17 protein-coding genes are annotated in these 22,305 nt (G+C 52.1%); 15 read left to right on the forward strand and 2 right to left on the reverse strand.

The window, feature by feature from the left end; genetic code table 11:
• The first annotated feature begins 5 nt into the window (after positions 1-5).
• The 8 genes from lexA to hypE all read left to right on the forward strand — a co-directional run bounded on the left by lexA (position 6) and on the right by hypE (position 11,407).
• Complete coding sequence (gene lexA, locus JW814_06240; GenBank protein MBN2071041.1) at positions 6-623, forward strand: transcriptional repressor LexA; 618 nt, start codon at positions 6-8, stop codon at positions 621-623.
• Position 624: 1 nt separating this feature from the next.
• Entirely contained in the window at positions 625-882 is a 258-nt protein-coding gene (locus JW814_06245) for a hypothetical protein (GenBank protein MBN2071042.1), read from the forward strand.
• 98 nt (positions 883-980) lie between these two features.
• Positions 981-2,192 (forward strand): DNA polymerase IV, encoded by a 1,212-nt coding sequence (locus tag JW814_06250; protein ID MBN2071043.1) that lies wholly within the window; start codon positions 981-983, stop codon positions 2,190-2,192.
• An 18-nt stretch (positions 2,193-2,210) separates the two neighbouring features.
• Entirely contained in the window at positions 2,211-5,294 is a 3,084-nt protein-coding gene (locus JW814_06255) for a DNA polymerase III subunit alpha (protein ID MBN2071044.1), read from the forward strand.
• 262 nt (positions 5,295-5,556) lie between these two features.
• On the forward strand, positions 5,557-6,381 hold the full coding sequence (locus JW814_06260) for a sulfide/dihydroorotate dehydrogenase-like FAD/NAD-binding protein (GenBank protein ID MBN2071045.1): 825 nt from the start codon (positions 5,557-5,559) through the stop codon (positions 6,379-6,381).
• Positions 6,382-6,415: 34 nt separating this feature from the next.
• Positions 6,416-7,852: an NADPH-dependent glutamate synthase gene (gene gltA / locus JW814_06265; protein MBN2071046.1), complete on the forward strand. Its 1,437-nt coding sequence runs from the start codon at positions 6,416-6,418 to the stop codon at positions 7,850-7,852.
• Between the two features lie 161 nt (positions 7,853-8,013).
• Positions 8,014-10,332, forward strand: a complete 2,319-nt coding sequence (gene hypF / locus JW814_06270; GenBank protein MBN2071047.1) for a carbamoyltransferase HypF — start codon at positions 8,014-8,016, stop codon at positions 10,330-10,332.
• Positions 10,333-10,390: 58 nt separating this feature from the next.
• A complete protein-coding gene (gene hypE / locus JW814_06275; protein ID MBN2071048.1) occupies positions 10,391-11,407 on the forward strand; it encodes a hydrogenase expression/formation protein HypE in 1,017 nt (338 codons plus the stop codon).
• 41 nt (positions 11,408-11,448) lie between these two features.
• On the opposite strand, the gene JW814_06280 is transcribed toward hypE, so the two are convergent.
• Positions 11,449-12,102 (reverse strand): response regulator transcription factor, encoded by a 654-nt coding sequence (locus JW814_06280; GenBank protein MBN2071049.1) that lies wholly within the window; start codon positions 12,100-12,102, stop codon positions 11,449-11,451.
• A 114-nt stretch (positions 12,103-12,216) separates the two neighbouring features.
• Here JW814_06280 and JW814_06285 point away from each other — a divergent pair, with 114 nt between their 5' ends.
• From JW814_06285 to JW814_06300, 4 genes are all read left to right on the forward strand, one after another.
• Positions 12,217-13,101 carry a histidinol-phosphatase HisJ family protein gene (locus tag JW814_06285; protein MBN2071050.1) on the forward strand — a complete coding sequence of 295 codons (885 nt, stop codon included), beginning with the start codon at positions 12,217-12,219 and terminating at the stop codon, positions 13,099-13,101.
• 127 nt (positions 13,102-13,228) lie between these two features.
• Positions 13,229-14,695 carry an IMP dehydrogenase gene (gene guaB, locus JW814_06290; GenBank protein ID MBN2071051.1) on the forward strand — a complete coding sequence of 489 codons (1,467 nt, stop codon included), beginning with the start codon at positions 13,229-13,231 and terminating at the stop codon, positions 14,693-14,695.
• Positions 14,696-14,724: 29 nt separating this feature from the next.
• A complete protein-coding gene (locus tag JW814_06295) occupies positions 14,725-15,417 on the forward strand; it encodes an epoxyqueuosine reductase (GenBank protein MBN2071052.1) in 693 nt (230 codons plus the stop codon).
• 36 nt (positions 15,418-15,453) lie between these two features.
• Entirely contained in the window at positions 15,454-16,353 is a 900-nt protein-coding gene (locus tag JW814_06300; GenBank protein MBN2071053.1) for a hypothetical protein, read from the forward strand.
• Here JW814_06300 and JW814_06305 read toward each other — a convergent pair.
• Positions 16,318-17,127, reverse strand: a complete 810-nt coding sequence (locus JW814_06305) for a hypothetical protein (GenBank protein MBN2071054.1) — start codon at positions 17,125-17,127, stop codon at positions 16,318-16,320. The genes JW814_06300 and JW814_06305 overlap by 36 nt on opposite strands.
• Before the next feature lie 198 nt (positions 17,128-17,325).
• On the opposite strand from JW814_06305, the gene JW814_06310 reads away from it, so the two are divergent.
• The 3 genes from JW814_06310 to JW814_06320 all read left to right on the forward strand — a co-directional run bounded on the left by JW814_06310 (position 17,326) and on the right by JW814_06320 (position 22,158).
• On the forward strand, positions 17,326-18,138 hold the full coding sequence (locus tag JW814_06310; protein ID MBN2071055.1) for a hypothetical protein: 813 nt from the start codon (positions 17,326-17,328) through the stop codon (positions 18,136-18,138).
• Between the two features lie 300 nt (positions 18,139-18,438).
• Positions 18,439-20,451 carry a methyl-accepting chemotaxis protein gene (locus JW814_06315; GenBank protein ID MBN2071056.1) on the forward strand — a complete coding sequence of 671 codons (2,013 nt, stop codon included), beginning with the start codon at positions 18,439-18,441 and terminating at the stop codon, positions 20,449-20,451.
• A 21-nt stretch (positions 20,452-20,472) separates the two neighbouring features.
• Complete coding sequence (locus tag JW814_06320; GenBank protein ID MBN2071057.1) at positions 20,473-22,158, forward strand: hypothetical protein; 1,686 nt, start codon at positions 20,473-20,475, stop codon at positions 22,156-22,158.
• Positions 22,159-22,305 lie beyond the last annotated feature (147 nt).

Here is a 22,305-nt window from a genome sequence, read left to right on the forward strand (position 1 = left end):
GGAATATGGTCTACCTTACAAGACGTCAGAAGGAGATACTCGATTTTATAGAGGCGTTCCAGGGAGAAAATGGCTACGCCCCGTCGCTCGAAGAGATAGCGGCTCATTTCGGACTCTCGGCGGTCAGTACGGTCCACGAGCACCTTTCCAACCTTTCCGCCAAGGGGATGCTCATGCGCGGATCTAACAGGGCGAGGTCGATAGAGCCGGTTGTCAGCAAAAAAAGGCAGGGTTCTTCGACCGAAGTGATGCTTGCCGGGACTGTCGCCGCCGGTTCACCGATAGAAGCGCTTGAGGTTCCCGAGACAGTTGCCCTCCCTCCCGGTCTTGCAGGCAGGGCGGAGACCTTTGCGCTGAGGGTCAGGGGGCTTTCGATGACTGGCGACGGGATACTCGACGGCGATATGATAATCGTGGAAAAGGTAGAGAGGGTCAGCAACGGAACGCTTGCCGTCGCTCTGATAGATGGAAGCGAGGCGACCGTGAAGAGATTCTATCAGCGCGGCGCCGTGGTAACGCTGAGACCTTCCAATCCTGATATGGATGATATCGTCCTTTCCGCCTCGAGAGTGGAGATAATGGGACGGGTGACGGGGCTTATCCGCGATTACAGGCAGGGTTGATATGAAAGGCCTTTCGACGCGGGAGACGGTAAGAGAGAATATGGCGCTTGTCTACCGGAGGGTCGATATGATCCTTTCGTCAAACAGCCGCGAAGAGGTGCGCGAGGGTGATTGTCTCCTTCTGGAAACGGGACGCAGGCCGAAAAAAGGAGAGCTGGCGCTGATCCGTCGCGGAAGAGTGGAGACCCTCTGCCGGTGGGACGGCCAGGCGGAGGAAGACCTGCTGGGACTGGTTATAGGCGTAAGGCGAAGGCTTTGATATCGCCGCCTCATGTGCGTCCCGATCCTCCTCGATCGCGGCCAGCGCGGGAGAAGAAGCAGGCAGGGGAGCGGCCAGGCGGCTGTGGGGGCTGATCGATGCCGCGGCAGATATTCCATATAAATACGGATGATTTCTATGCTTCGGCTATGAGGCTGCGCGATCCGCAGCTGAAGGGAAGGCCCGTGATCATATCAGGTCCCGCGCCGCGCGGTATCGTCCTCTCTGCTTCGTACGAGGCGAGGGGTGAAGGCGTCGAAAGGGGGATGAGCGTCGCGGAGGCGAAGAGGCTCTGTTCTGCGGGGCGGTTCCTTCCGCCCGACTGGAGGTTCTTCGGCAAAGTGTCGAAAGGTATATTCGGCGTTCTGGAACGGTACAGCCCCGTTGTCGAAGTCGTATCCCTCGACGAGGGATATCTCGATTATACGGGGTGCGCACGCGTATTCGGCGATGCGCTCGATATGGGTAGCAGGATAAGGAGGGAGGTCTTCGCCGATACCGGGCTTGATATATCGCTCGGGATAGCGTCGAGCAGGCTTGTCAGCCATGTAGCGTCGCGAAGCGCTAAGCGGGCGAATATGATAGATGTATACCCCGGATGCGAACGAAGGTTCCTCGCGCCGGTGGATATCGGACGGTTCCCGATCGTCGCGGCGAAAGATATACCGGTTTTGCGCGAACTCGGGATATTCAGGGTGGGAGATATCCTGCGTTTTCCCGAAGAGCTTTTTTCCCTCTGTTTTGGCCGGTGGGGTGTCAGGCTCTATCGCGGGGCGGCCGGCGAGGATCCCAGCAGGGTCAGGAGGGGAAAGAGGGAGGACGAAAGGTTCAGGGCCGAGCAGCTGTTGCAGCCCGATCTTACAGATACCGGAGCGATTATGGCGGCACTTTACCGGCTGTCGGAAAGACTCGGGGAGAGCCTCAGGTCGGAAAGGTCGCTCGCCCGGTCGGTCAGGGTAGATATCCGCTATGCCGATTCCGTCGTGGCATCGGGAGTCAGGCGGCTGGAGGGCGAGACATCCGATGATCTTCGCGTTTTCGATTCGGCCCGCGCGATCTTTGACCGCCTTTTTGTCAGGAGGGTGCGCCTCCGGTGGGTCTCGATAGCTGTTCCAGGGTACGGCCCCGAACCTCTTCAGATCGGGCTTTTTTATGAAAGATCTACGGTTACCGAAAAACGAAGGAAGATACTCTCCGTCCTCGACACTCTTCGCGGCAGCTTTCCCGAAGGGGTCGCGCCGGTATTCGGGAGGGCGATCGAGGCAGGCGATCGATCCCTGACAGGAAAGGCAGCGGATTTCACCGCGTGAATGAAAGGATCGTCCGATATGAAGGAGGAATTTACTCATCTGCACCTGCACTCCAATTTCTCGCTGCTATCGGGAACAGCGACCGTGGAGGAACTTGCCGGGGCAGCCGCCGCCTGTGGGATGAGAGCGCTCGCTCTGACCGATACTGACAATATGTGCGCTGTCGTACCCTTTGAAAAGGCCTGCCGGAAGGTTGGGATAAGGCCGATATACGGTGCCATGATAACCGGGAGCGGAGGAAGGTACGCGGTTGCTCTGGCGCGCAACAACGATGGATACTCGGAGATATGCAGGCTCGTGACAGCCCGACGGCTCGATGACGATTTTTCCTTCACCGGCCGGATCAGCTCCCTTTCAGACGATCTTTATCTTCTTTGCGGCGACGGGAAGACCGTCTCGACGATGCGAGACCGTGAAAACCTGCGTGTGCCCCTTCCCGTAGCCGAGGGGATCGATTACGACAGGATAAGGTGGCGGCTAAGGGGTATGGCGCAAAGGTCCGGGGTCAGAACGGTTGCTGCTGGAGGAATATATTTCGTCGGCCCCCGGGATCATTCCATCCACCGCGTGCTTACCGCGATAAGGACCGGAACGACAGTCGGCAGGCTCGATGCCGGCGAAGTGGCGCCGCCGGGAGCTTTTTTCCGCGCGGCGGAAAGGGTGCGAAGGACTTTCGCCGATGACAGGGAATCGTTCGATGAAGCGGGGAGAATAGCCCGCGACTGCACGGCCGATCCAGGGCTCGGCCGCCGACGGCTGCCGAGGTTTTCGGTACCTCCCGGAGAAAGCGCCTCTTCATATCTCAGGCGTATAGCATCGAGGGGGCTCGCCGAACGGCTCGGCGGACGGGCAGGGCCGGCGGAGACAGAAAGGGCCAGAGAGACTCTCGATCACGAACTCTCCGTGATTGGAGGGAAGGGGCTTGCCGACTATTTCCTTATCTGCTGGGATATCGTAAGGTTTGCCCGCGGCAGGGGGATATCTTCGGTCGGCCGCGGGTCGGCGGGGAACAGCCTCGTCTCGTACAGCCTTCGCATAACAGATGTCAACCCGTTGCGCCACAACATGTTTTTCGAGAGATTCCTCAATCCCGAGAGGGAACAGCTTCCCGATTTCGATATAGATTTTGCCACTGGGGACCGTGAGAAGGTGCTCGAATATATATTCCGCAGATACGGAAGCGAAAGGGTGGCGATGATCGGCACTTTCAGCACGCTGCGCGCCCGCGCAGCCCTGCGCGAGACGGCCAAAGCCCTCGGTATTCCGGAAGGGGAAGTAGCTCCTTTCATAAGACGGATCCCGTTCTACGCGGCGATAGACAAACTCGACCTGCTACCGGCGGCTTCGCCCGCCGCTGCCGGTCTCGACCCCGCGTTGGAACCTCTTCGGACCCTTCTTCCGATTGCCAGGCGGATCGGAGGTTTTCCCAGGCATATGGCGACTCATCCGTGCGGTCTCGTGATCTCACCCGAGCCGATCACCTCCCTCGTCCCTCTTCAGAGAGGCGATAAGGGGTATGAGATCACTCAATGGTCGATGTACGATATAGAGGCGGCCGGACTTGTCAAAATCGATATCATCGGGCAGAAGGGGCTTGCCGTGATCGCCGAGACGGCCGCGATGGCATCAGTGAACGAGGGGAGGCCTCTTCACAGGGAAAGGATCGATTACCTCGATGATCCTGCCGCCAGGAAGATCGTTCGGGAGGGCAGGACGCAGGGATGTTTTTATATAGAATCTCCAATAATGATGCAGCTTCTGCGGCAGGCGCGCTGCGACGATTTCGAGGTCCTCACAGCCCTTTCATCGATCATACGCCCGGGCGTATCGAGCCATGGAGGCAAGAAAAGCTATCTGCACAGGCAACTTGGGATCGAGCCGGTTCCGGAGATGCATCCGGCGGTCGCTGAAGTCCTTGCCGACACCTTTGGGTGCCTGATCTACCAGGAACAGGTCATAAAGATCGCCGTCAATGTAGCCGGAATGAGTTACGCGGAGGCCGACGGTCTGCGCAGGTGCATGTCGTTCAAGAACCTCGACGAGGAGACGATTGCCGGGTACCGCGATTCCTTCATCGGGGGAGCGCTCGGGCGCGGCATTCCCCCCGGGGTGGCCGATGATATATTCCGGCGGATAGCGGCCTTTGCCGGATACGCTTTCTGCAAGGCGCACTCGGCATCGTTCGCCCTCGAATCGTTTGAAAGCGCCTGGTGGAAGGCGCACTATCCGGCCGAGTTCATGGCGGCGGTGATATCGAACGGCGGCGGGTACTACTCGCACGAAGAATATCTTGAGGAAGCGAAAAGGCTCGGATTGAAAGTGCTTCCTCCCTGCGTCAACGAAAGCGGGATAAGGCATCATGGAAAAGATGGTGTCCTGAGGATAGGGTTGATGCAGATCAAGGGCCTGAGGAGGAGTACGGCGGAGAAGATCGTCGAGGAAGCTGAAATATCTTCTTTTGTCTCACTTGAGGATCTTCTCGTCAGGGTCGGGCCTTCACGGGCGGAGACAGTATCGCTGATCCGGTGCGGAGCGATGATTTCATTCGGGGCTTCGCGTCCTGAACTGATGTGGCAGATGCGTCTTCTGAATGCCTGCGAGGAGCAGCCTTCGCCGCGGGACTCTGCCCCCGCCCCGCGCTCGGTCGTAATGCGGATACTGGCATCAGGGATCCCCGAGATCCCCGATTATGACCTTCAAAAGAGTCTCGAGGCGGAAAGGGATATCCTTGACCTGTGCGTCAGCGGCCATCCTCTGGACATATTCGATGATTTGATATCGCCGCTTGCCGCGCGGCATCGCCTGGTAAAGTCGACTTCCCTGGCGCGGATGGAAGGGCGCGAGGTCGATATAGTAGGATGGAAAGTCACCGCGAAGGCGACAAGGACCGCCGATGAAGGATCGGAGATGATCTTTGTGACATTTTCTGACAGGTGGGGAAGATTTGAGGCTGTTTTTTTTCCGGAGGTCTACAGGAGGACTGCTAAAGAGCTTGTCCGGGGACGGGGACCGTTTCATATCCGCGGGAGGGTCGAAACCGAGCTGGGGGTCGAAAGCCTTGTAGTGAGCGGGGCGCGGTTTATGCGCCGCGGAGTGCGGTGAGATCTGATTTTCCCATTATCCGGAAGGTGGTTGATAATCGCCGCGAGTCGCTTCACAGTGTCATATATGAAGACTGAAGTTGTTTTACACCTGTAAAAACTTCTTGTTTTATCGGTCTCTATCTGATAGAAGTATAAACTGATTTTTTGCCGGTTTCCGATCTACCGCCGTTGTCTTCAACCCTGGTAGACGAATTCATAATCGAGTCTGAATCCAATGACCGGAATTGTCCGGTACCTGAAAAAAGCATGAAAGGTTGTCTATGAACAGGATCCTTGAAAAAGAGTTTATTACTTCAGAGGTCTTCTCCATGAAGGTCGAAGCTGCCAACATCGCGAAAAAACGTTCAGCGGGACAGTTCATTATTCTGCGCGTAACGGAGGAAGGGGAAAGGATCCCCCTGACGATAGCAGACGCGGATCCGCGCGAAGGTTGGATCGAACTGGTTGTCCAGATTGTTGGAAAGACCACTAAAATACTTTCAATGCTGGAACCCGGAGAAGAACTCCTCGATCTTGTCGGCCCGCTGGGACGTCCGACTCATATTGAAAAGGTCGGTACGGTCGTCGTCATAGGAGGCGGAGTAGGGATCGCTCCCGCCCATCCGATAGCTCAGAGCATGAAAGAAGCGGGGAATCAGCTGATCGCGATACTTGGAGGCAGGACGAAAGAGCTCGTCATCATGGAAAAACAGATGCGCGCGGCCAGCGACAGGATAATAATAACGACCGACGACGGATCTTACGGAATGAAGGGTCTTGTCACCGACGCGTTGCAGAAATTGATCGATGAGGGACTGAAAGTCGACCTTGTCGTCGCCGTTGGACCTCCGATCATGATGAAATTCGTCTCCCTGCTCACGAAAAAACACGCGATACCGACACTTGTCAGTCTTAATACGATCATGGTGGATGGAACGGGGATGTGCGGAGCTTGCCGCGTAAGCGTAGCTGGCAAGATGAAGTTCGTTTGCGTCGACGGCCCGGAATTTGACGGGCATGAAGTAGATTATGAAGAGATGATGCAGAGACAGCGAATGTACTGCCAGCAGGAAAAAGAATCGATGGAGAGATGCAAGTCTGAATAAAGGAGGAAACGGCTTGTCGGGGGCCGCGTGAAATATGGAAGATAAAAAACTGACACCGAAAGAAAGATTGCAGATCCCTCCTCAACCGATGCGCGAGCAGGCTCCTGGGGACCGGGTCAGGAATGTCGCGGAGGTACCGTTTGGATTTACCGAGGAACAGGCAAAAATAGAAGCAAGCAGATGTCTTCAGTGCAAGACGGCGCCCTGCGTGGCGGGATGCCCCGTCGAGATCGATATTCCCGCCTTTATTCAATTGATCTCCGACGGTGATTTCGAGGGTGCCGCCAACAAGATCAAGGAGACCAATATACTGCCGGCGATCTGCGGCCGTGTCTGTCCGCAGGAGGAACAGTGTCAGAAGGGGTGCGTGGTCGGTAAAAGCCGCAAGTCGGTCAATGAAGCGGTTCAGATAGGTAAACTCGAGCGGTTTGTCGCTGATTACCAGATGGCAAACTGCGAGCCGGAGACACCGGAGATCAAACCTTCAACCGGAAAGAAAGTGGCTATCGTCGGTGCCGGCCCCGCCGGACTGACTGTGGCTGCCGATGTCCGGAGGGAAGGGCATGATGTGACTGTGTTTGAAGCACTCCACAAACCGGGTGGAGTCCTTATCTATGGTATCCCGGAATTTCGTCTGCCCAAGGCGATAGTTGAAAGGGAAGTCGAGAACCTTAAGGCTATGGGCGTCGAGATGAAATACAACATGGTCATTGGAAAGATATTTTCAATCGATGAGCTTCTCGAAGGGGATTATGACGCCGTATTCGTGGCTACCGGCGCGGGACTGCCGATGTTCATGCGTCTCGACGGCGAGAATCTGAACGGAGTCTATTCAGCGAATGAATTTCTTACCAGGGCGAACCTGATGAAGGCATATTCCTTTCCCGAGACGGATACGCCTATTGCCAGGTCGAAGAATGTCGCTGTCTTCGGAGGAGGCAATGTGGCGATGGATTCGGCCAGGACAGCTTTGAGGCTTGGGGCGGAGAACGTCTATCTGGTATATCGCAGATCGAAAGCGGAGATGCCAGCCAGGGTCGAGGAAGTCCACCATGCCGAAGAGGAAGGCGTGCAATTCCTGCTTTTACAGAACCCGATCAGGTTGATCGGAGATGACAAGGGATGGATCAGGCAGGTCGAATGCATCAAGATGGAACTGGGCGAACCGGATGATTCGGGAAGACGCCGCCCGGTACCGATCGAGAACAGCGAGTTCACGATCGATGTCGATACGGTGATAGTATCGATCGGGAATTCCTCAAACCCTCTTATTCCGGATACTACTCCCGATATCGAGACTAACAGGTGGGGGAACATAATCGCGGATGAAGTCACGATGAAGACGAGTAAAAAAGGAGTATTTGCCGGAGGAGATATTGTGCTGGGGGCTGCGACGGTGATTCTCGCGATGGGCCAGGGCAGGCTCGCCGCTATGGCTATCAATGAATATCTTGAGACCGGTCAGTGGTAGATATCAGATCAGACGTGGTTGAAGAAAGAAGGATCAAATATTAATAGCCGTCCGGGTTACGGGCGGCTATTATGATGATGGCCGCTGGATGGAGCAGATTTTCACCTTGAGATTTGCTGTTATGTAAGGCCTGATTACACAATGGTTTGGAGCCTGTTGACATGAGATGGAAAGAAATCAATAAAAGTATCAGGGTGAGAACCGCAATAGAAAGATTAAGACTGACTGTAAGGGGGCGCGTGCAGGGAGTGGGATTCCGTCCGTCGGTCTTCCGTTTTGCCGCCGAGGCCGGGGTGACTGGAACAGTAAGGAATACGAATAGTGGAGTCATCATAGAGATAGAGGGGGAACCGGGAGCTATAGACCATTTCGGTACTTCTCTCACGGAACATCCGCCGCCTCTGGCCAGGCTCGATTCTGTCGATATCGAAATTGTTGAACCGGTGGGGGACAGGGAATTCGTTATCCTTGAGAGCGAGGAATCGGGCGATTCCGATACGATCTTTCCCGTCGACGCGGCGGTCTGCGGAGACTGCCTCGCCGAGATGAGAGATCCAAGGGACAGGCGTTACAGGTATCCATTCATCAACTGCACGAATTGCGGACCGAGATTTACGATCATCGAGGGATTGCCTTATGACAGACCTCTTACAACTATGAGCGATTTTGAGATGGACGCCCACTGCAGGGGGGAGTATACAGATCCTTCCGACAGGAGATTCCATGCAGAGCCTGTATCGTGCCCCGGATGCGGACCGAAGCTCTTGTTGATAGATGACAGGGGCGAAGCAATAGATGACGATCCGATAGACGGAGCGAGAAAGATAATTGCCGCGGGAGGCATTCTGGCGGTAAAGGGGCTCGGGGGGTATCACCTTGCCTGTCTCGCGACCGACGGTAAAGCTGTCGATCTGCTGCGGCAACGAAAAAGAAGGCCGGTAAAGCCATTCGCGCTTATGTTCAGGGATCTGGAAACAGTAAGGGAATTCTGCGTTGTGGGGGAGCGGGAGGCTCGACTTCTTGTTTCATCAGAAGCTCCGATCGTGATCCTGAGAAAATCCGGAGGAGGGCTTCCCGAAAATATAGCTCCCGGCAACGGATATCTGGGTGCTTTTCTGCCCTACACTCCGGTCCATCATCTTCTGATCGATGGTCTCGACCTGCTGATAATGACCTCTGCCAACTTTTCAGATGAACCGCTCATCTCGACGGAAGACGAACTTGAAGATATACTTGGGTCGATCGCCGACGCTGCGCTGATAAATGACAGAAAGATAGCCCATAAATGCGACGATTCGATCTTTTTCGTTCCTTCGGGGGCCGCTGTCCCGATACGAAGAGCGCGGGGGTATGTTCCGGAGCCGATAAGACTTCCGCAACTGGTATCGAGATCGATCCTCGGTACGGGGGGGCAGGAAAAGGGGACATTTACCCTGACTCGGGCTGAAATGGCTTTCGTTTCATCTCATCTCGGAGACCTGGGCGACCTCAGGGGGCAGCTTAACTACAGGGCAGAGTTCGAATCTTTCACCAGGATCCTCGGAATCAAACCGGAGATCGCGGTCTGCGACATGCATCCCGATTATTTTACGACGAGATTTGCCTCGGAACTGGGTTATCCAACTGTGATAAAGGTGCAACATCACCACGCGCACGCCGTGAGCGTGATGGTCGAACATGGTATTGACGAACCGGTTATCGGGGTCTCTTTCGACGGAACCGGATATGGGACTGATGGAAAGCTCTGGGGGGGAGAATTCATCCTCGCCCGGCACCACGATTTTACCAGGCTCGCGCACCTGGGATATATTCCCCTTCCCGGAGGGGCCGCGGCCGTGCGAGAACCATGGAGAATGGCCCTCATGTATCTACGATGTCTTTATGGTTGTGATCTTCTCGATCGAGCCGGTGAATTTCTGCCTCTTGAAAGGCTACCGGCCCGGGAGATCCTTCAGATGGCCGAACGCGGGATCAATTCGATCGAAACTTCCAGCATCGGCCGTCTTTTCGACGCCGTGGCGTCGCTGCTCAATTGTGGACACAGGGTCAGCTATGAGGCTGAAGCGGCTGTAAGACTGGAGGAACTTGCTCTCAACGCTGGTACGACCGAGCGGCATTATACTTTCGATACTACATCGGGCGATCCGGTCAGGATAGATCCATCCCCGGTGATAAAAGGAATCATCGAGGATCTCAGGGGAGGAAAAAGCCGCCAGGAGATCGCCGCGGTGTTTCATAATTCTGTGGCGCGTCTCGTGGTCGATCTTTCATACAATCTCTGTAAGAAAACTCAATGCGGAAAGGTCGTCCTGTCGGGGGGAGTATTCCAGAATAGATATCTGTGCGAGAGAATATCAAGACTGGCGGACGGAATACCCCCGGTCTTCTATCAGCACAGGATCGTTCCTCCGAACGACGGGGGAATATCCCTAGGGCAGGTACAGGCCGGCGTTGCAAAAATAATAAAGGGAATGATCTGACCCCGGGATGTGGCGGAACCGGTCCGTTCCCGGTATCATGAAGGGAGTTGGCAAGGCAATGACAGGCAGTAATGGCGAAAAGATCCTTCTGGCTCATGGCGGCGGAGGGATCCTCATGAAGGAACTGGTACGTTTCATCCTCGAGAGGCTTGGGGTGAAAAACGATCTGCCTCTCCAAGACAGCGCGATAATAGAGTCTTTTCCAGGAAAGATAGCGTTTACCACCGATTCTTTCGTGATCGATCCGGTATTTTTCCCCGGGGGAGATATCGGTCACCTCGCCGTCTGCGGGACGGTGAACGACCTGGCTGTCTGTGGAGCCGTTCCCCTGGCTATATCACTCTCTTTCATAATAGAGGAGGGGTTCGCGATGGCTGATCTCGGCAGAATAGTCGATTCTATAAGAATGACGTCTGAAGAAGCCGGGATATCGGTCATAACTGGAGATACAAAAGTCGTTGAAAAAGGCAAAGTTGACGGGATATTCATCAATACTGCCGGCATCGGCAATATCCCGGACGGGATCGGACTCTCATCGGCTTCAGCCAGACCGGGGGATGTAGTGATAATCAACGGGACTATCGGCGATCACGGACTTGCCATCCTGAGCATGCGCGAAAACCTCGATTTCGGTAGCGCCCTTGAAAGTGACACTGCTCCACTGTCGACTTTGATAGTCCCTCTTCTGAAAGAGACAGATGGGATAAGGGTGATGCGCGACGCGACGAGGGGAGGTCTTGCGGCAGTGCTCAACGAGATTGCCGAAGATTCAGATGTATGTATAGAGATCGAAGAAGCGTCGATTCCTCTGAGGGATGCCGTCCGAAAGGGCTGCGAACTTATGGGATACGAGCCTCTGCACATCGCGAACGAGGGCAAGTTCGTCACAATCGTCGATCCCGGTCATGCCGGTGAAGTACTCGACAGGATGAGGAGGCACCCGCTTGGGAAGGATGCGGCGGTAATCGGATCTGTCAGGATGTCTCCCGGAGGGCATGTCATCATGAAGACTTTACTGGGGGGAGAAAGGGTCGTCGATATTCCCTACGGTGACCTGCTTCCGAGAATCTGCTGAAAGACCTGTATATAAGAAAGGAGCGGAAAGGTCGCGGTGATTCACCCGGAAGTGATCATAATGGCAGGCTGAGTCTTTTCTTTCCCGGAACCAGCGGTGAGGTTCATGCACGGGCAGGATTTCAGCAGGTTGTGAAAAAGTTGAGTCCTGTTATCGACCCCGAATTTTCTGTATATCTTCCACAGGTGATTTTTGACCGTCTTTTCGCTGATCTCCAGTTCTTCCGCTATCTCCCTGTTGTTGAATCCCCGCAGCATCGTATGAAGGATCTCGTTTTCCCTTCTGGAAAGGTCTTTCCCGGCGGGAATCCCTTCACGAGGGGAAGAAAGCCGTTTGACTTTCAATGGCGAATTCCGTTTTATCAATTCCCGGTTCTCTCTTAGAAGAAAAGAAGTTATCTCATCTATCCGCTCGATCTCATCTATGCTGTCGACGAAATAGGAACACCCCGAATTCAGAGCCTGGCGAAGCGTCGATCGACTGGCGTCTATCTCGATGATGATCGTAGACGGCACATGTTCGAGCCTATTGGCAAGATCGAGGAGTTCAAGGACATTGTCGAGGTCGAGCTCCCCGGCGAGAATGAAGACATCGAATATCTCGCTTTCGAGCAGCTGTCCTGCTTCACCGGGAGTCTGGGCGGTATAGGGCTGATTCTCGCCTGCTCCAAGCCGCTTCCCGATCAGGTCGACCATAGCTCTGTTATGGCTGTATATCAGAATTTTCTCATCACGCATTCTCAACTCCCTGTCCTGTGACATTTATTCGGACAGAGTGGAGGTTTCTTTAGCAAAAGATCTCATCTTCGGGTGGGGATTTCTACGGTCCACGATATTCTTGCCGGCGCCAGGGATATCGTGTATCCTGCCGGTATGTTCGATTATCATATGCATGGAGAATTCTGTGGACATGCCGAGGGGCCTCTTGAGGATTATGTGCTTGCTGCCATAGAAAGGAATATCTTCGAGATAGGATTCAGCGCGCATCTTCCACTCGTTACAGCTCCCGATCCATACCATGCCATGGTGGAAGAAAGACTACCCGACTACGTCAGGATTGTCAGAGACCTTTCCCGCAAATACAGTGGAATTATGACGATCCGGCTGGGGATCGAAGCCGACTACTTCCCCGGTCTGGAGGATAAGACAGGGAGACTCCTTCAAAGCGCACCTTTCGACTATGTTCTTGGATCGGTGCATTTTCTCGGGGATTGGCATTTTACAAGCATGTCAGGGCGGGGAAAATATGCTGAAATGGATCCCGAAGCGGTCATCCCGGCCTATTTTGGTCTCGTGGGACGATTGATCAATAGCGGACTTTTCGATATCCTCGCTCATCCTGACGCGATCATCAAAGAGGATTTCAGACCGGTCGCAGAGATGACCCCCTTTTATTCATCTATCGCTGAGATGCTCGCGCGGGCGGGAATGTCGATAGAAGTCAATACAGCCGGGCTTCGGCGCGGAGCGGGAAAGATATACCCGGATTTTGAATTTCTCAGGAAATGCGTCGAAGCCGATGTTCCGGTGACACTTGGATCGGACGCCCATAGACCTTCGGATGTCGGTCGCGATTTCGACCTTGCCTTTGAACTTCTTGCCGAGGCGGGAGTCAATTCCCTTGCCGTATGGAAGAATCGCCGAATGACGATGCGCCCGATAGATAGAAAAGGCTGGCCGGAAAAACAGGCGTAAAGAACAGGGTCGATAAGAGGCGTTCAATCTTGACAGTTTTATTTACAGAGGGTATGTTGCAGTAACTGAAATCTGGATTATCGATAATGAAAGGGGGGAGAAGGAGCCTGAAGCTCTTTCGCAACAGGTGAAAGAAGGAAAAATAATAAAGGAAGGCCTTACCTTCGATGACGTCCTCCTGATCCCTGCGAAATCGAAGGTCCATCCGCAGAAAGTCGATCTGAAGACTGATCTCACGCGCAAGATAAAGATGAATATCCCCGTGGTCTCTGCGGCGATGGATACCGTGACTGAATCAGCTCTCGCCATAGCGCTCGCGAGGGAGGGAGGGATAGGTATCATCCATAAAAATTTCCCAATAGAGATGCAGGCGGAGCATGTAGAACGGGTAAAGAGAAGCGAAAGCGGGATGATCACCGATCCAGTGACGATATCGCCGGAACATCTTGTCAGTGAGGCGATAGAACTGATGGATAAATATAAAATATCGGGGTTGCCTGTCGTCAACAGCAGGAATGTCCTCGTTGGTATCCTGACAAACAGGGATCTGAGGTTCATAGGCCGTCAGGATGTCGAGATAAGCAAGGTCATGACGAAGAAACTGATAACCGCCTCGGAAGGGATCACGATGGACGAGGCGATGAAGATCCTCCACGAAAACAGGATCGAAAAGCTTCCCGTCGTTGACAGGAAGAATTGTCTTAAGGGGCTGATCACGGTCAAGGATATGCAGAAAAAGATCGATTATCCGAATGCCTGCAAGGACCGTGAGGGAAGACTGAGAGTCGGAGCCGCTGTAGGAACGGGCGCCGATACGATGTCCAGGGTCAAGGCTCTTGTTGACGTATGCGTGGACGTCATCGTAGTCGATACGGCACACGGTCATTCCAAGACTGTCCTTGATACGGTATCGAAGATTAGGAAAAAATTCAAATCGATCCAGCTTGTCGCCGGAAATATCGCGACGGCCGCAGCCGCGAGGGACCTTGTCAGACTTGGCGTCGACGCGATAAAAGTCGGAATCGGCCCCGGGGCGATATGTACTACAAGGGTAGTAGCGGGTATTGGAGTCCCGCAGATCACCGCGATAATGGATTGTGCCGCCGTGGCGAAGAGCGCCGGTATACCCCTGATCGCTGATGGAGGAATAAAATATTCCGGTGATATAACGAAAGCTCTGGCAGCGGGAGCCGACAGCGTAATGATAGGCAGCATGTTTGCCGGGACTGAAGAATCGCCTGGAGAGATCATATATCACCAGGGTAAAAGCTTCAAAGTATATCGGGGGATGGGATCGATCGGAGCGATGAAAAAGGGAAGCAGCGACAGATATTTTCAGGAGAATGTGGCAGAGGAAAACAAGTTTGTGGCGGAAGGGATAGAGGGCCGGGTCTCTTACAAAGGCAACCTGGCAAGTAACGTATTTCAGCTGATGGGAGGTCTTAGGGCTGGGATGGGGTACTGCGGCGTGGCGAAGATCGCCGAATTGAAGGATAAAGGACGTTTTGTGAGGATAACGCAGGCAGGGCTGCGCGAAAGCCATCCTCATGATATAATGATTACCAAGGAAGCGCCGAATTACAGGACGAGCTAGCAGTATTTTGATCTGCCGTTGATAAAGAAATGAATTCACATAAAGCTGAAGATAATCTGGCAGCATTGAAAAAAGGGTCTGGAGCAGGGTCGGTCGACATTCTGGCAAGCGCGAGGATCGATGATAAGGGCCTGCTTATCGATGAATCGATCCGCGAGACAGCCTCATCCCTTAAATACGCCGTTTCAATCGGGATAAGACTTTCCGCGCCCGTCCTTGACACAGTCCTGACAGCTCCCACGTGGACTTATTATTATCATTACAGGACGGTGAATTTCGCTCTCGATCAAGCGGCTCTCGCCATTTCGAGGCAATGCCAGAATATGGGATACAGGGCTATTCCTGTTCCAGCTTCACAGATCCTCGATTGGGACCGGTTGCTCGGTCATCTTTCGCATAGAGAGGTGGGGGGGTTCGCCGGTATAGGATGGATGGGAAGAAACAATCTTCTTGTCAGCGCTGAATATGGTTCGCAGGTGAGATACGCGACGATATTGACAGATATGCCTTTGCCCGATCAGGGAGCGGGTATCGATGCTGGAAGTTGCGGTTCCTGCAAAAGGTGCATCGATGTCTGCCCGGTCGGGGCTATCAAAGAGGACCCGAATGACTTTGATCTGGACAAATGCGCCGCCCAGCTGAGAAGATTTTCAAAAAGCGAGAAGATAAACAGCCTTATCTGCGGATTATGTCTAAGGGTCTGCGGCGGAACGGAAAAGTAAAGGCGATCATTTAATTCGATCAAAGGCAGGTGGCAATTGCCAAGGACACTTGAAAGAATAAATCAATCTATATGGGAATTACAGCAGAGACTTCAGGATGCGCCTGACAATTTCGATCTGCGGAAGAATCTTTTAAAGTTCTTTCATGAAAGCAGAATGTTTATAGAGCGTAATGCCGGTGTTCCTGAAAAAGACAGGTCATTTCTCATGCTGCAGGAAAATGAAGCTTCCTGTTGCGTCCTGATCCATGGGGCCGGCGGTTCTCCGGATGAGATGCGCGTTATCGCGGGGGACCTGTTTTCCAGGGGATACAGCGTGTATTCGATACACCTTTCGCTTGATCCAAAATCTGTCGATAGTGGATTAAGAGAATTTTTCACAAACAGGTTCAGTGGTAGAAAACCGCGGATCAGCGATGGTAAGAATGGAAATACGGGGTCCTCGTGGTCTGTCTGCCTTTCCGAATCGAGGGTCGCCCTGGAGACGGTCCTGAGCTACACACGCAGTGCCTATCTCGTCGGTTTGAGCCTTGGAGGGACGATCGCTCTGAACCTGATGAACAAATACCCGGTAAAAGGAACGGTCCTTATAGCACCCGCCCTTTTTCCAGTGAAAAGCAAACGCTATCTGACAATGAGGCTCTTTCAAAAAGTGTTCCCGACGATCGCGAAAGAGGTCTTTCCCGTAAAATCAACAGTCATGGAGTTGATCGACAGGACCCGATCCGATTTCAAACCGATAGAAGGACCTGTTCTTGTGATCCAGGCTGTCGATGACAAAGTGGTAAGTTCCAGGGGGTTGAATTTTCTAAAACGGCACAGTAGAAATCCCCGTTCTAAATTCATCTGGCTCAGAGATGGAGGGCATCAGCTTGTACAGGGTGAAAAGGCGCGAGAAGTATCAGATATCTGCTGCGATTTCATCAGGGATCTCTGAATCAGAAAGAAGATCAGGATCGAAATCAAACGATTGATCGAGTTTTTTCAATTCCAGGGTCATTTGCACAAGCGCGCTTTTCGCCTCATCTGTTCTTTGATCGCGGAATCTTGAGTAGGCATCGAGGAATTCATCGTATTTTTTGCTGATCCGCGCTTTAAGGCTTTCCTGTTCTATACTTTTCCCGAGGTGGTAGAGTTCCCCCTGGGATATCCTGTCGTAGATATTGAAGTACTCGCTTCTCAACATCGATATTACATTGATATATTTCTCGAAATTAAGCGAGAGTTTGCCGAGGATCTCGGTCATCGTACTTTTCCTGAGCGTGGTTTTTCGAAGATATGACTGCGCCAGGTCGTAATATGCCTTTCCTCTTCCGATGTAAGTATTGATCGAGAGATTCATAAACGAGGTGGAGTCAGGCCTTTTGCCTCTGGCATTGTTAAAAATGCCGATCGACATGAGCAGGAAGTCCGCGTTCATGCGATAAGTCATGTATTTGACCCTTGGATCCGGTTCGTTCCTGATAGATTCGAAAAGGGGCAGATCGTACGGCACGACAAACTGTTTAACGGCCTCGTGGTATTCAGGACTCATCATCGATTCGAGCAGATATGCCAGGTAGACATTGACATCCTCATCGAACTGATCGCTGTTCGATGGATATCCGCTGTCTATACGGCTATAGAGCAGATTATTCATCATGAAAAAAGATATCGATGCCGGTTCTGGATCATTATCGCCGATAAGCGTATAGGTAGTGATCGAATCCATATCGAATCTCCGTTGTATCGCAAAGATGTTTTTCCTGTTGTCTGTCAGAACCACAAATAGCAAAGAATGTGCCACCGACTGGTACTTGAAAAAACGTAATATTTAAATTAATTGTTTATAATTTCCTGTTTTCTGGTATAATCAGCCCCGATTATTCGGGTCGCTCGTCCTATTATTAACAGAAAGATGAGGGGGATAATGAAATTAGGATTCCTCCAGATGCGTTGCAAGTTCGGGGAAGTCAAATTCAATGTAAAAAAGGCTTCGACTTTGCTGAGCAAGGTCAGTGATGCCACAATCGTCCTGCCCGAACTGTTTAATACGGGATATCTATTCAAGAACAAAGCTGAACTGGGGAAGCTCGCCGAGAAGGTAAAAGGCGGATATACCACTACGGAGCTGAAAAAGGTCGCCAAAAAGAAGAACCTTCATCTTGTCTTCGGAATGGCAGAGAAATCGGGGAGAAATTTATTCAATTCAGCCGTTTATATTTCTCCAAAAGGCAAGATGGAGACTTACCGGAAGGTGCATCTTTTCGACAGGGAAAACCTGTTTTTCGATTCGGGGTCATCTTTCAAGACAGTCAATACAGACGAAGCGAAGCTCGGGATGATGATCTGTTTCGACTGGATATACCCGGAAGTCAGCAGGGTCCTCGCCCTAAAAGGGGCCCAGATCCTTGTTCATCCGGCCAACCTGGTCCTTCCGTGGGGGCAGGAGGGAATGAAGATCAGGTCGATTGAAAACGGTGTCTTTTCCGTTACCGCCAACAGGATCGGGACAGAGAAACGCGGCACGATGAGCCTTACCTTTACGGGGGGAAGCCAGATTCTCGGACCACGCGGAGAAGTCCTTGTTTCCGCGGGCGACCGGAGCGAATCGCTCAAGGTCAAGGATATTGAAGTCATCGAAGCTGACGATAAGAACATAACGTCAGGCAATCATCTCTTCAGGGACAGGAAGCCCGCTCTGTACGCGCCGATCATCAAAAGCGCCAGAAGCAAAAAGTGACGCAATGGCAATATGGGCCCTGTACCCGGCCAAGAGCTGAAACAGATGGAATAGCGTTAAATATGCCTCAATCCGGTCTTTGCAAAAAGCATTGAGAGTTAGCATATTCGTTCCTGAATTATCTCACCGTTCTTTGGAATTTCCTATAACTTCCTGTTAATACGTAGATTTGGCTTAATTGTCGCCTTGGCATAATCTTTGCGGATTTCCCACCCGAGAATATTATTGCAGTTGGTCAAATGAAATCAAAATAAGGGCCAGAAGGTCGATTTTTATGCTTTATACGTTAAGGAGTTCATCGTGCGAGACTCTAATAAAAAGCCTGTACTTACGTCGCCATGGAAGATCGGTGTCTTTGTCGCCATGATGCTGATGGTGACCAGTTTTGCCGTAGGATACTACATTACCCATGTCTACAACATTGACCTGACCTGGCTGAAGAACGGCGATTCGAAGTGGATCATTGATTCATACAAGTTTTTCAAGGAACTCTATCCACTCGCCGCGGGAGTAGTCCTGATCTCACTTTTCTCATATTTTTTAATCGCTTCATCGGTAAGAAGGTACAAATATTATCTTGCGTCAGGTCAGGATTACAGGAAAATGATCTCGCTTGCAGACAGCATTGACGATCTTACAAATCCCGCTCAGATCGCAAAACTCTCCGATTTTCCCGAGTTGCAGAGCATCCTGAGAAATTATGGCGACCAGATCAAGGATATCTCTGAAGAGATGACCAGGATGGGAGAGGAAGAAAAATCGGTAGATCTGGAGATGGAGATAGATTCGATCCTCAGCGGAAACGATATCCAGGAGACTATCATAGAGGGACGATGGTGGGCGTCGCTTGTGCGAAAGATAAGCTCGCATATCGCGGATCATAATGAGGAACTTGAATCGATCAGAAGGCAGATTGAGAATAATCGGAAGATAAATGGACAGACCTCGCTGTCTATTGGAAGGATACTTGAATATGCCGAGGGCTCCAATGGGGATATTCTTGAGATCGTAAGATCCCTGGGTGGGCTGAACAGCGCCGCGAAACAGCTCGCTGATAATACAACGGGCAACCTTGCGGTAAGCGGGCAAAATGCCACGGGCGGAGCTATTACCGGTACGCGGGAGATCGAAGAGGCCCTTGAAAGGATTTGCGAATACAGCAGGGTCCTTGATTCCTTCGCGGAGGAGAATAACGGGCTGGCGCTTAATATCGCCCTTATGGCGGCAAGAGGTGAGATCTCCGAGCATAGTCTCGCCCAGTTTGCCGAAAAACTGAGGGGCACGGCGGAGAGATTCAACAGGTTGTCGAGAGAATCCGCCGATGCCGTGGGAATACTGAAGAGAAATATCAATGCCAGCGCGAAGAACCGAGACAGTTCAGCGGTTGTTGGGATAGACACGGGCGGCATCAGTGCCTGTATTTCGGATATTTCGTCGAATATTGAGAAGGCAAGCCATTCTCTTCAGGACAGGGTCATCAATCTTGGAAATGAACTCGAAGCGCTCGACAGGAACCTGCACGCGATCATTGAGGATAAGAATACTGAAACGACGCGGCAGGCAGATGAAGAAGCCTGTGAGGAAGAAATAGAATATCTCGCTTCAGGGGACAAGGATTTTGTGACATTCGGCGAGGATAAGAAACCTTCCTCTGAAGATACAGGTCTGGTCATTGATCATGGAAAGATATGGGAAGGTGAACAGGATGAGGCGATAGATCCAGTCGGCCAGTATGAGGCTGATATGTTCGATCACGAATCGGCGCGGATCGGCGAGCAGGAAGAGCTTGAGAAGATATCGATCATGGATAATTACGCCCATGTGGGAGAACAGGCCGGTATTGGCGACGAACCAGCGGTTGAAGAAGTTGAAGAGAGCCTGCAGGAGATTTCTCTTGAGAGCAGCAACGCCGTCGATCTTCCTGACGGATCGGTTGAGGACGATGATATATACGAGATCCCTGAAAGTGCCGAGATAAAAGAATCATCAGGTCCTCATGAGGGTGGGGACTGGATGGAGATGCCGGGGCATCAATGGGTGAAGATAGGTTCGGAGGAAGCCGGCAGCGAAGGATCATCCCCGACGGGATCAGCGGAATACTTTAAGCCAGAACAAAAAAATATGATCGGCGAGGGCCAGGATTCACCAGCTGATTCATTGGAAAGAGTCACCGATGCTATCCGCCTGGCAACCGGTCAGAATATTTCCGGCAAAGTGGAAAACGTTCCCGCCGGACAAGTTGCTGGTCTGAAAGAAGAAGAGGTCTACGACCTTTTTGAACTTGGCGCTGTTGAATATGTGGAGAAAACCTGATCTTAAAAAGAGGTGTGAGCATTGATCATTCTGAATGAAGAAAACAAAAGACTCTTTTGCGAGCAGGTCCTCGATCATATTGCCAAATTGAACGATCTGATGACTCATGGCTCAGGTGAAGGGTTAAAAACGGCTGTACTGCGAAAGAACAGATTTGCCAATAGCCTGCTGGCGGGAAGTCTTAAGATGCTTGGTCTGGCTGAATGGAGCCGGACACTCACATCGTTCGGCAACCTCCTCGATAAGGCAGCGGCAAGTACCGGATGTTGGGATGAAACGCTTTCACAGATCGTTTCAGAGATCCTTGAGACAGAGGAGCAGGTCATCGAGGAAATGACAGGGGGAGAATCGGAAGATCCGGATCCTGACGGCGGATTTTCCGGAGTCCGGCAGGAGATAGAGGTATTGATCGACGAGGCGTATCAGGATGAAGGGGCTCCTGTTGTCGAAGAATCGGTCCGGATTGAAACGTTGATCTTCGGCGCGGATCGGAACGACGCTGTAATGCCCGGCCTGGAGCCGGTCAAAGGTGATGAAAGTATTTCTGAATCTTGGGTCACCCTGCCGCGATCCCCGGCAAAAAACGATTCTGACAAGGTCGTAAGGGACGAATTCAATACGATGACGAGACTGATTTCGGCTCTTGAAAAAGTCGATGATAAACTCAACCAGTACCTTGCCGAACCGAGAGGCGAAGCGGGGATCAGAGATCTTGAGCTGGCTTTCGGAGAAAGCGAATTTTTTCTAGGGCTGATCGAGAATATCCTCAGGCAGCTGGGCGGTAGAAACACAAAATTCCGAGCCAAGGTATCAAGCCAGACTGTCCTCGATGGAGTCAGGGATTTTACTGATCTTAACAACCGTATGCACGGATGGTCTTCGAATGTCGAATTGTCGACAGATTCCTTTTCTCTTGAGCGTAAAGCAGCTTCAGGATTGGCGAGTATTCTTGAGAGCTGCATTTTCGACATAAACAGGATGTATGACGACAGAGAAGACCTGGATCTTTCGATCAAGGTCGATATTAAAAGCGAAGGATCATATGTCGTTGCCACGGTGTCTGATAACGGAACGGATTTTCTTTCCGACTCGCAGGTCGACAGGGATGACGCCGTAGCTTATTACAAGGGGCTTCTTGAAGTAAGAAGCATCATCAGAAAATGGGATGGTCTTTTGTGGGTAGAGCCGGAAAGCGGCCAGGCGGGGAGATTCAGGTTCACCTTCCCGCGGACGACCGTTATGACCGATTATCATCTCCTTTCCGGTTCAGGGAACAGTTTTGCCGTTCCATCCCGATCTATCGAGGGAGCCGTAGATATAAAGGATATTAAAAATGATGAGGGAAGTAACAGAAGATATGTGATCGTCTCAGGAAAATCAGTCCCTGTATGCCGCCTTGATGAACTGGCGGTCGAAGAGATGAAAAATTCGTCTGAAGGGGACAAGATCGTGATTATCGGTCTGGCCGAAGAAAGAATAGGGATCATTACCTCCGGGCCGTGGCATAAAACAGAAGGAATTGTGGAACAGCTCGTAGAGGGAGCCTGGCCATCGATCACAAGGCAGTCGCTGCATATTGGCGAGAAAGAGTATCCTGTGATCGATCCGGAACTGGTTCTTGACAGGTATGGAGTGATCTTTCAGGAAGAAGATTCGCTGGAAGTGGCCGGGTCTTATGTTGAAGACGGGGACGCGGTAAATATTTAAACAGAGTTTTCGCGTGTATAGATAGACTTGAAGAGTTCCCGGCACGCAACATCCGGGGACAGACCCTGTAGCATGGAGAGGTTGTCATGGTGAAACAACAGCAGCACGATTACGGCAGTATCATCATCGGTGGGCATGACGACATCA

The organism is Candidatus Krumholzibacteriota bacterium (assembly GCA_016932415.1).
Classification (GTDB): Bacteria; Krumholzibacteriota; Krumholzibacteriia; order Krumholzibacteriales; family Krumholzibacteriaceae; genus Krumholzibacterium.

What these genes read in the sequence shown, in the direction of transcription:
- lexA (MBN2071041.1), top strand. Translation starts at nt 6, where the DNA reads ATGGTCTACCTTACAAGACGTCAGAAGGAGATACTCGATTTTATAGAG.
- JW814_06245 (MBN2071042.1), top strand. Translation starts at nt 625, where the DNA reads ATGAAAGGCCTTTCGACGCGGGAGACGGTAAGAGAGAATATGGCGCTT.
- JW814_06250 (MBN2071043.1), top strand. Translation starts at nt 981, where the DNA reads ATGCCGCGGCAGATATTCCATATAAATACGGATGATTTCTATGCTTCG.
- JW814_06255 (MBN2071044.1), top strand. Translation starts at nt 2,211, where the DNA reads ATGAAGGAGGAATTTACTCATCTGCACCTGCACTCCAATTTCTCGCTG.
- JW814_06260 (MBN2071045.1), top strand. Translation starts at nt 5,557, where the DNA reads ATGAACAGGATCCTTGAAAAAGAGTTTATTACTTCAGAGGTCTTCTCC.
- gltA (MBN2071046.1), top strand. Translation starts at nt 6,416, where the DNA reads ATGGAAGATAAAAAACTGACACCGAAAGAAAGATTGCAGATCCCTCCT.
- hypF (MBN2071047.1), top strand. Translation starts at nt 8,014, where the DNA reads ATGAGATGGAAAGAAATCAATAAAAGTATCAGGGTGAGAACCGCAATA.
- hypE (MBN2071048.1), top strand. Translation starts at nt 10,391, where the DNA reads ATGACAGGCAGTAATGGCGAAAAGATCCTTCTGGCTCATGGCGGCGGA.
- JW814_06280 (MBN2071049.1), bottom strand. Translation starts at nt 12,102, where the DNA reads ATGGTCGACCTGATCGGGAAGCGGCTTGGAGCAGGCGAGAATCAGCCC.
- JW814_06295 (MBN2071052.1), top strand. Translation starts at nt 14,725, where the DNA reads ATGAATTCACATAAAGCTGAAGATAATCTGGCAGCATTGAAAAAAGGG.
- JW814_06305 (MBN2071054.1), bottom strand. Translation starts at nt 17,127, where the DNA reads ATGGATTCGATCACTACCTATACGCTTATCGGCGATAATGATCCAGAA.
- JW814_06310 (MBN2071055.1), top strand. Translation starts at nt 17,326, where the DNA reads ATGAAATTAGGATTCCTCCAGATGCGTTGCAAGTTCGGGGAAGTCAAA.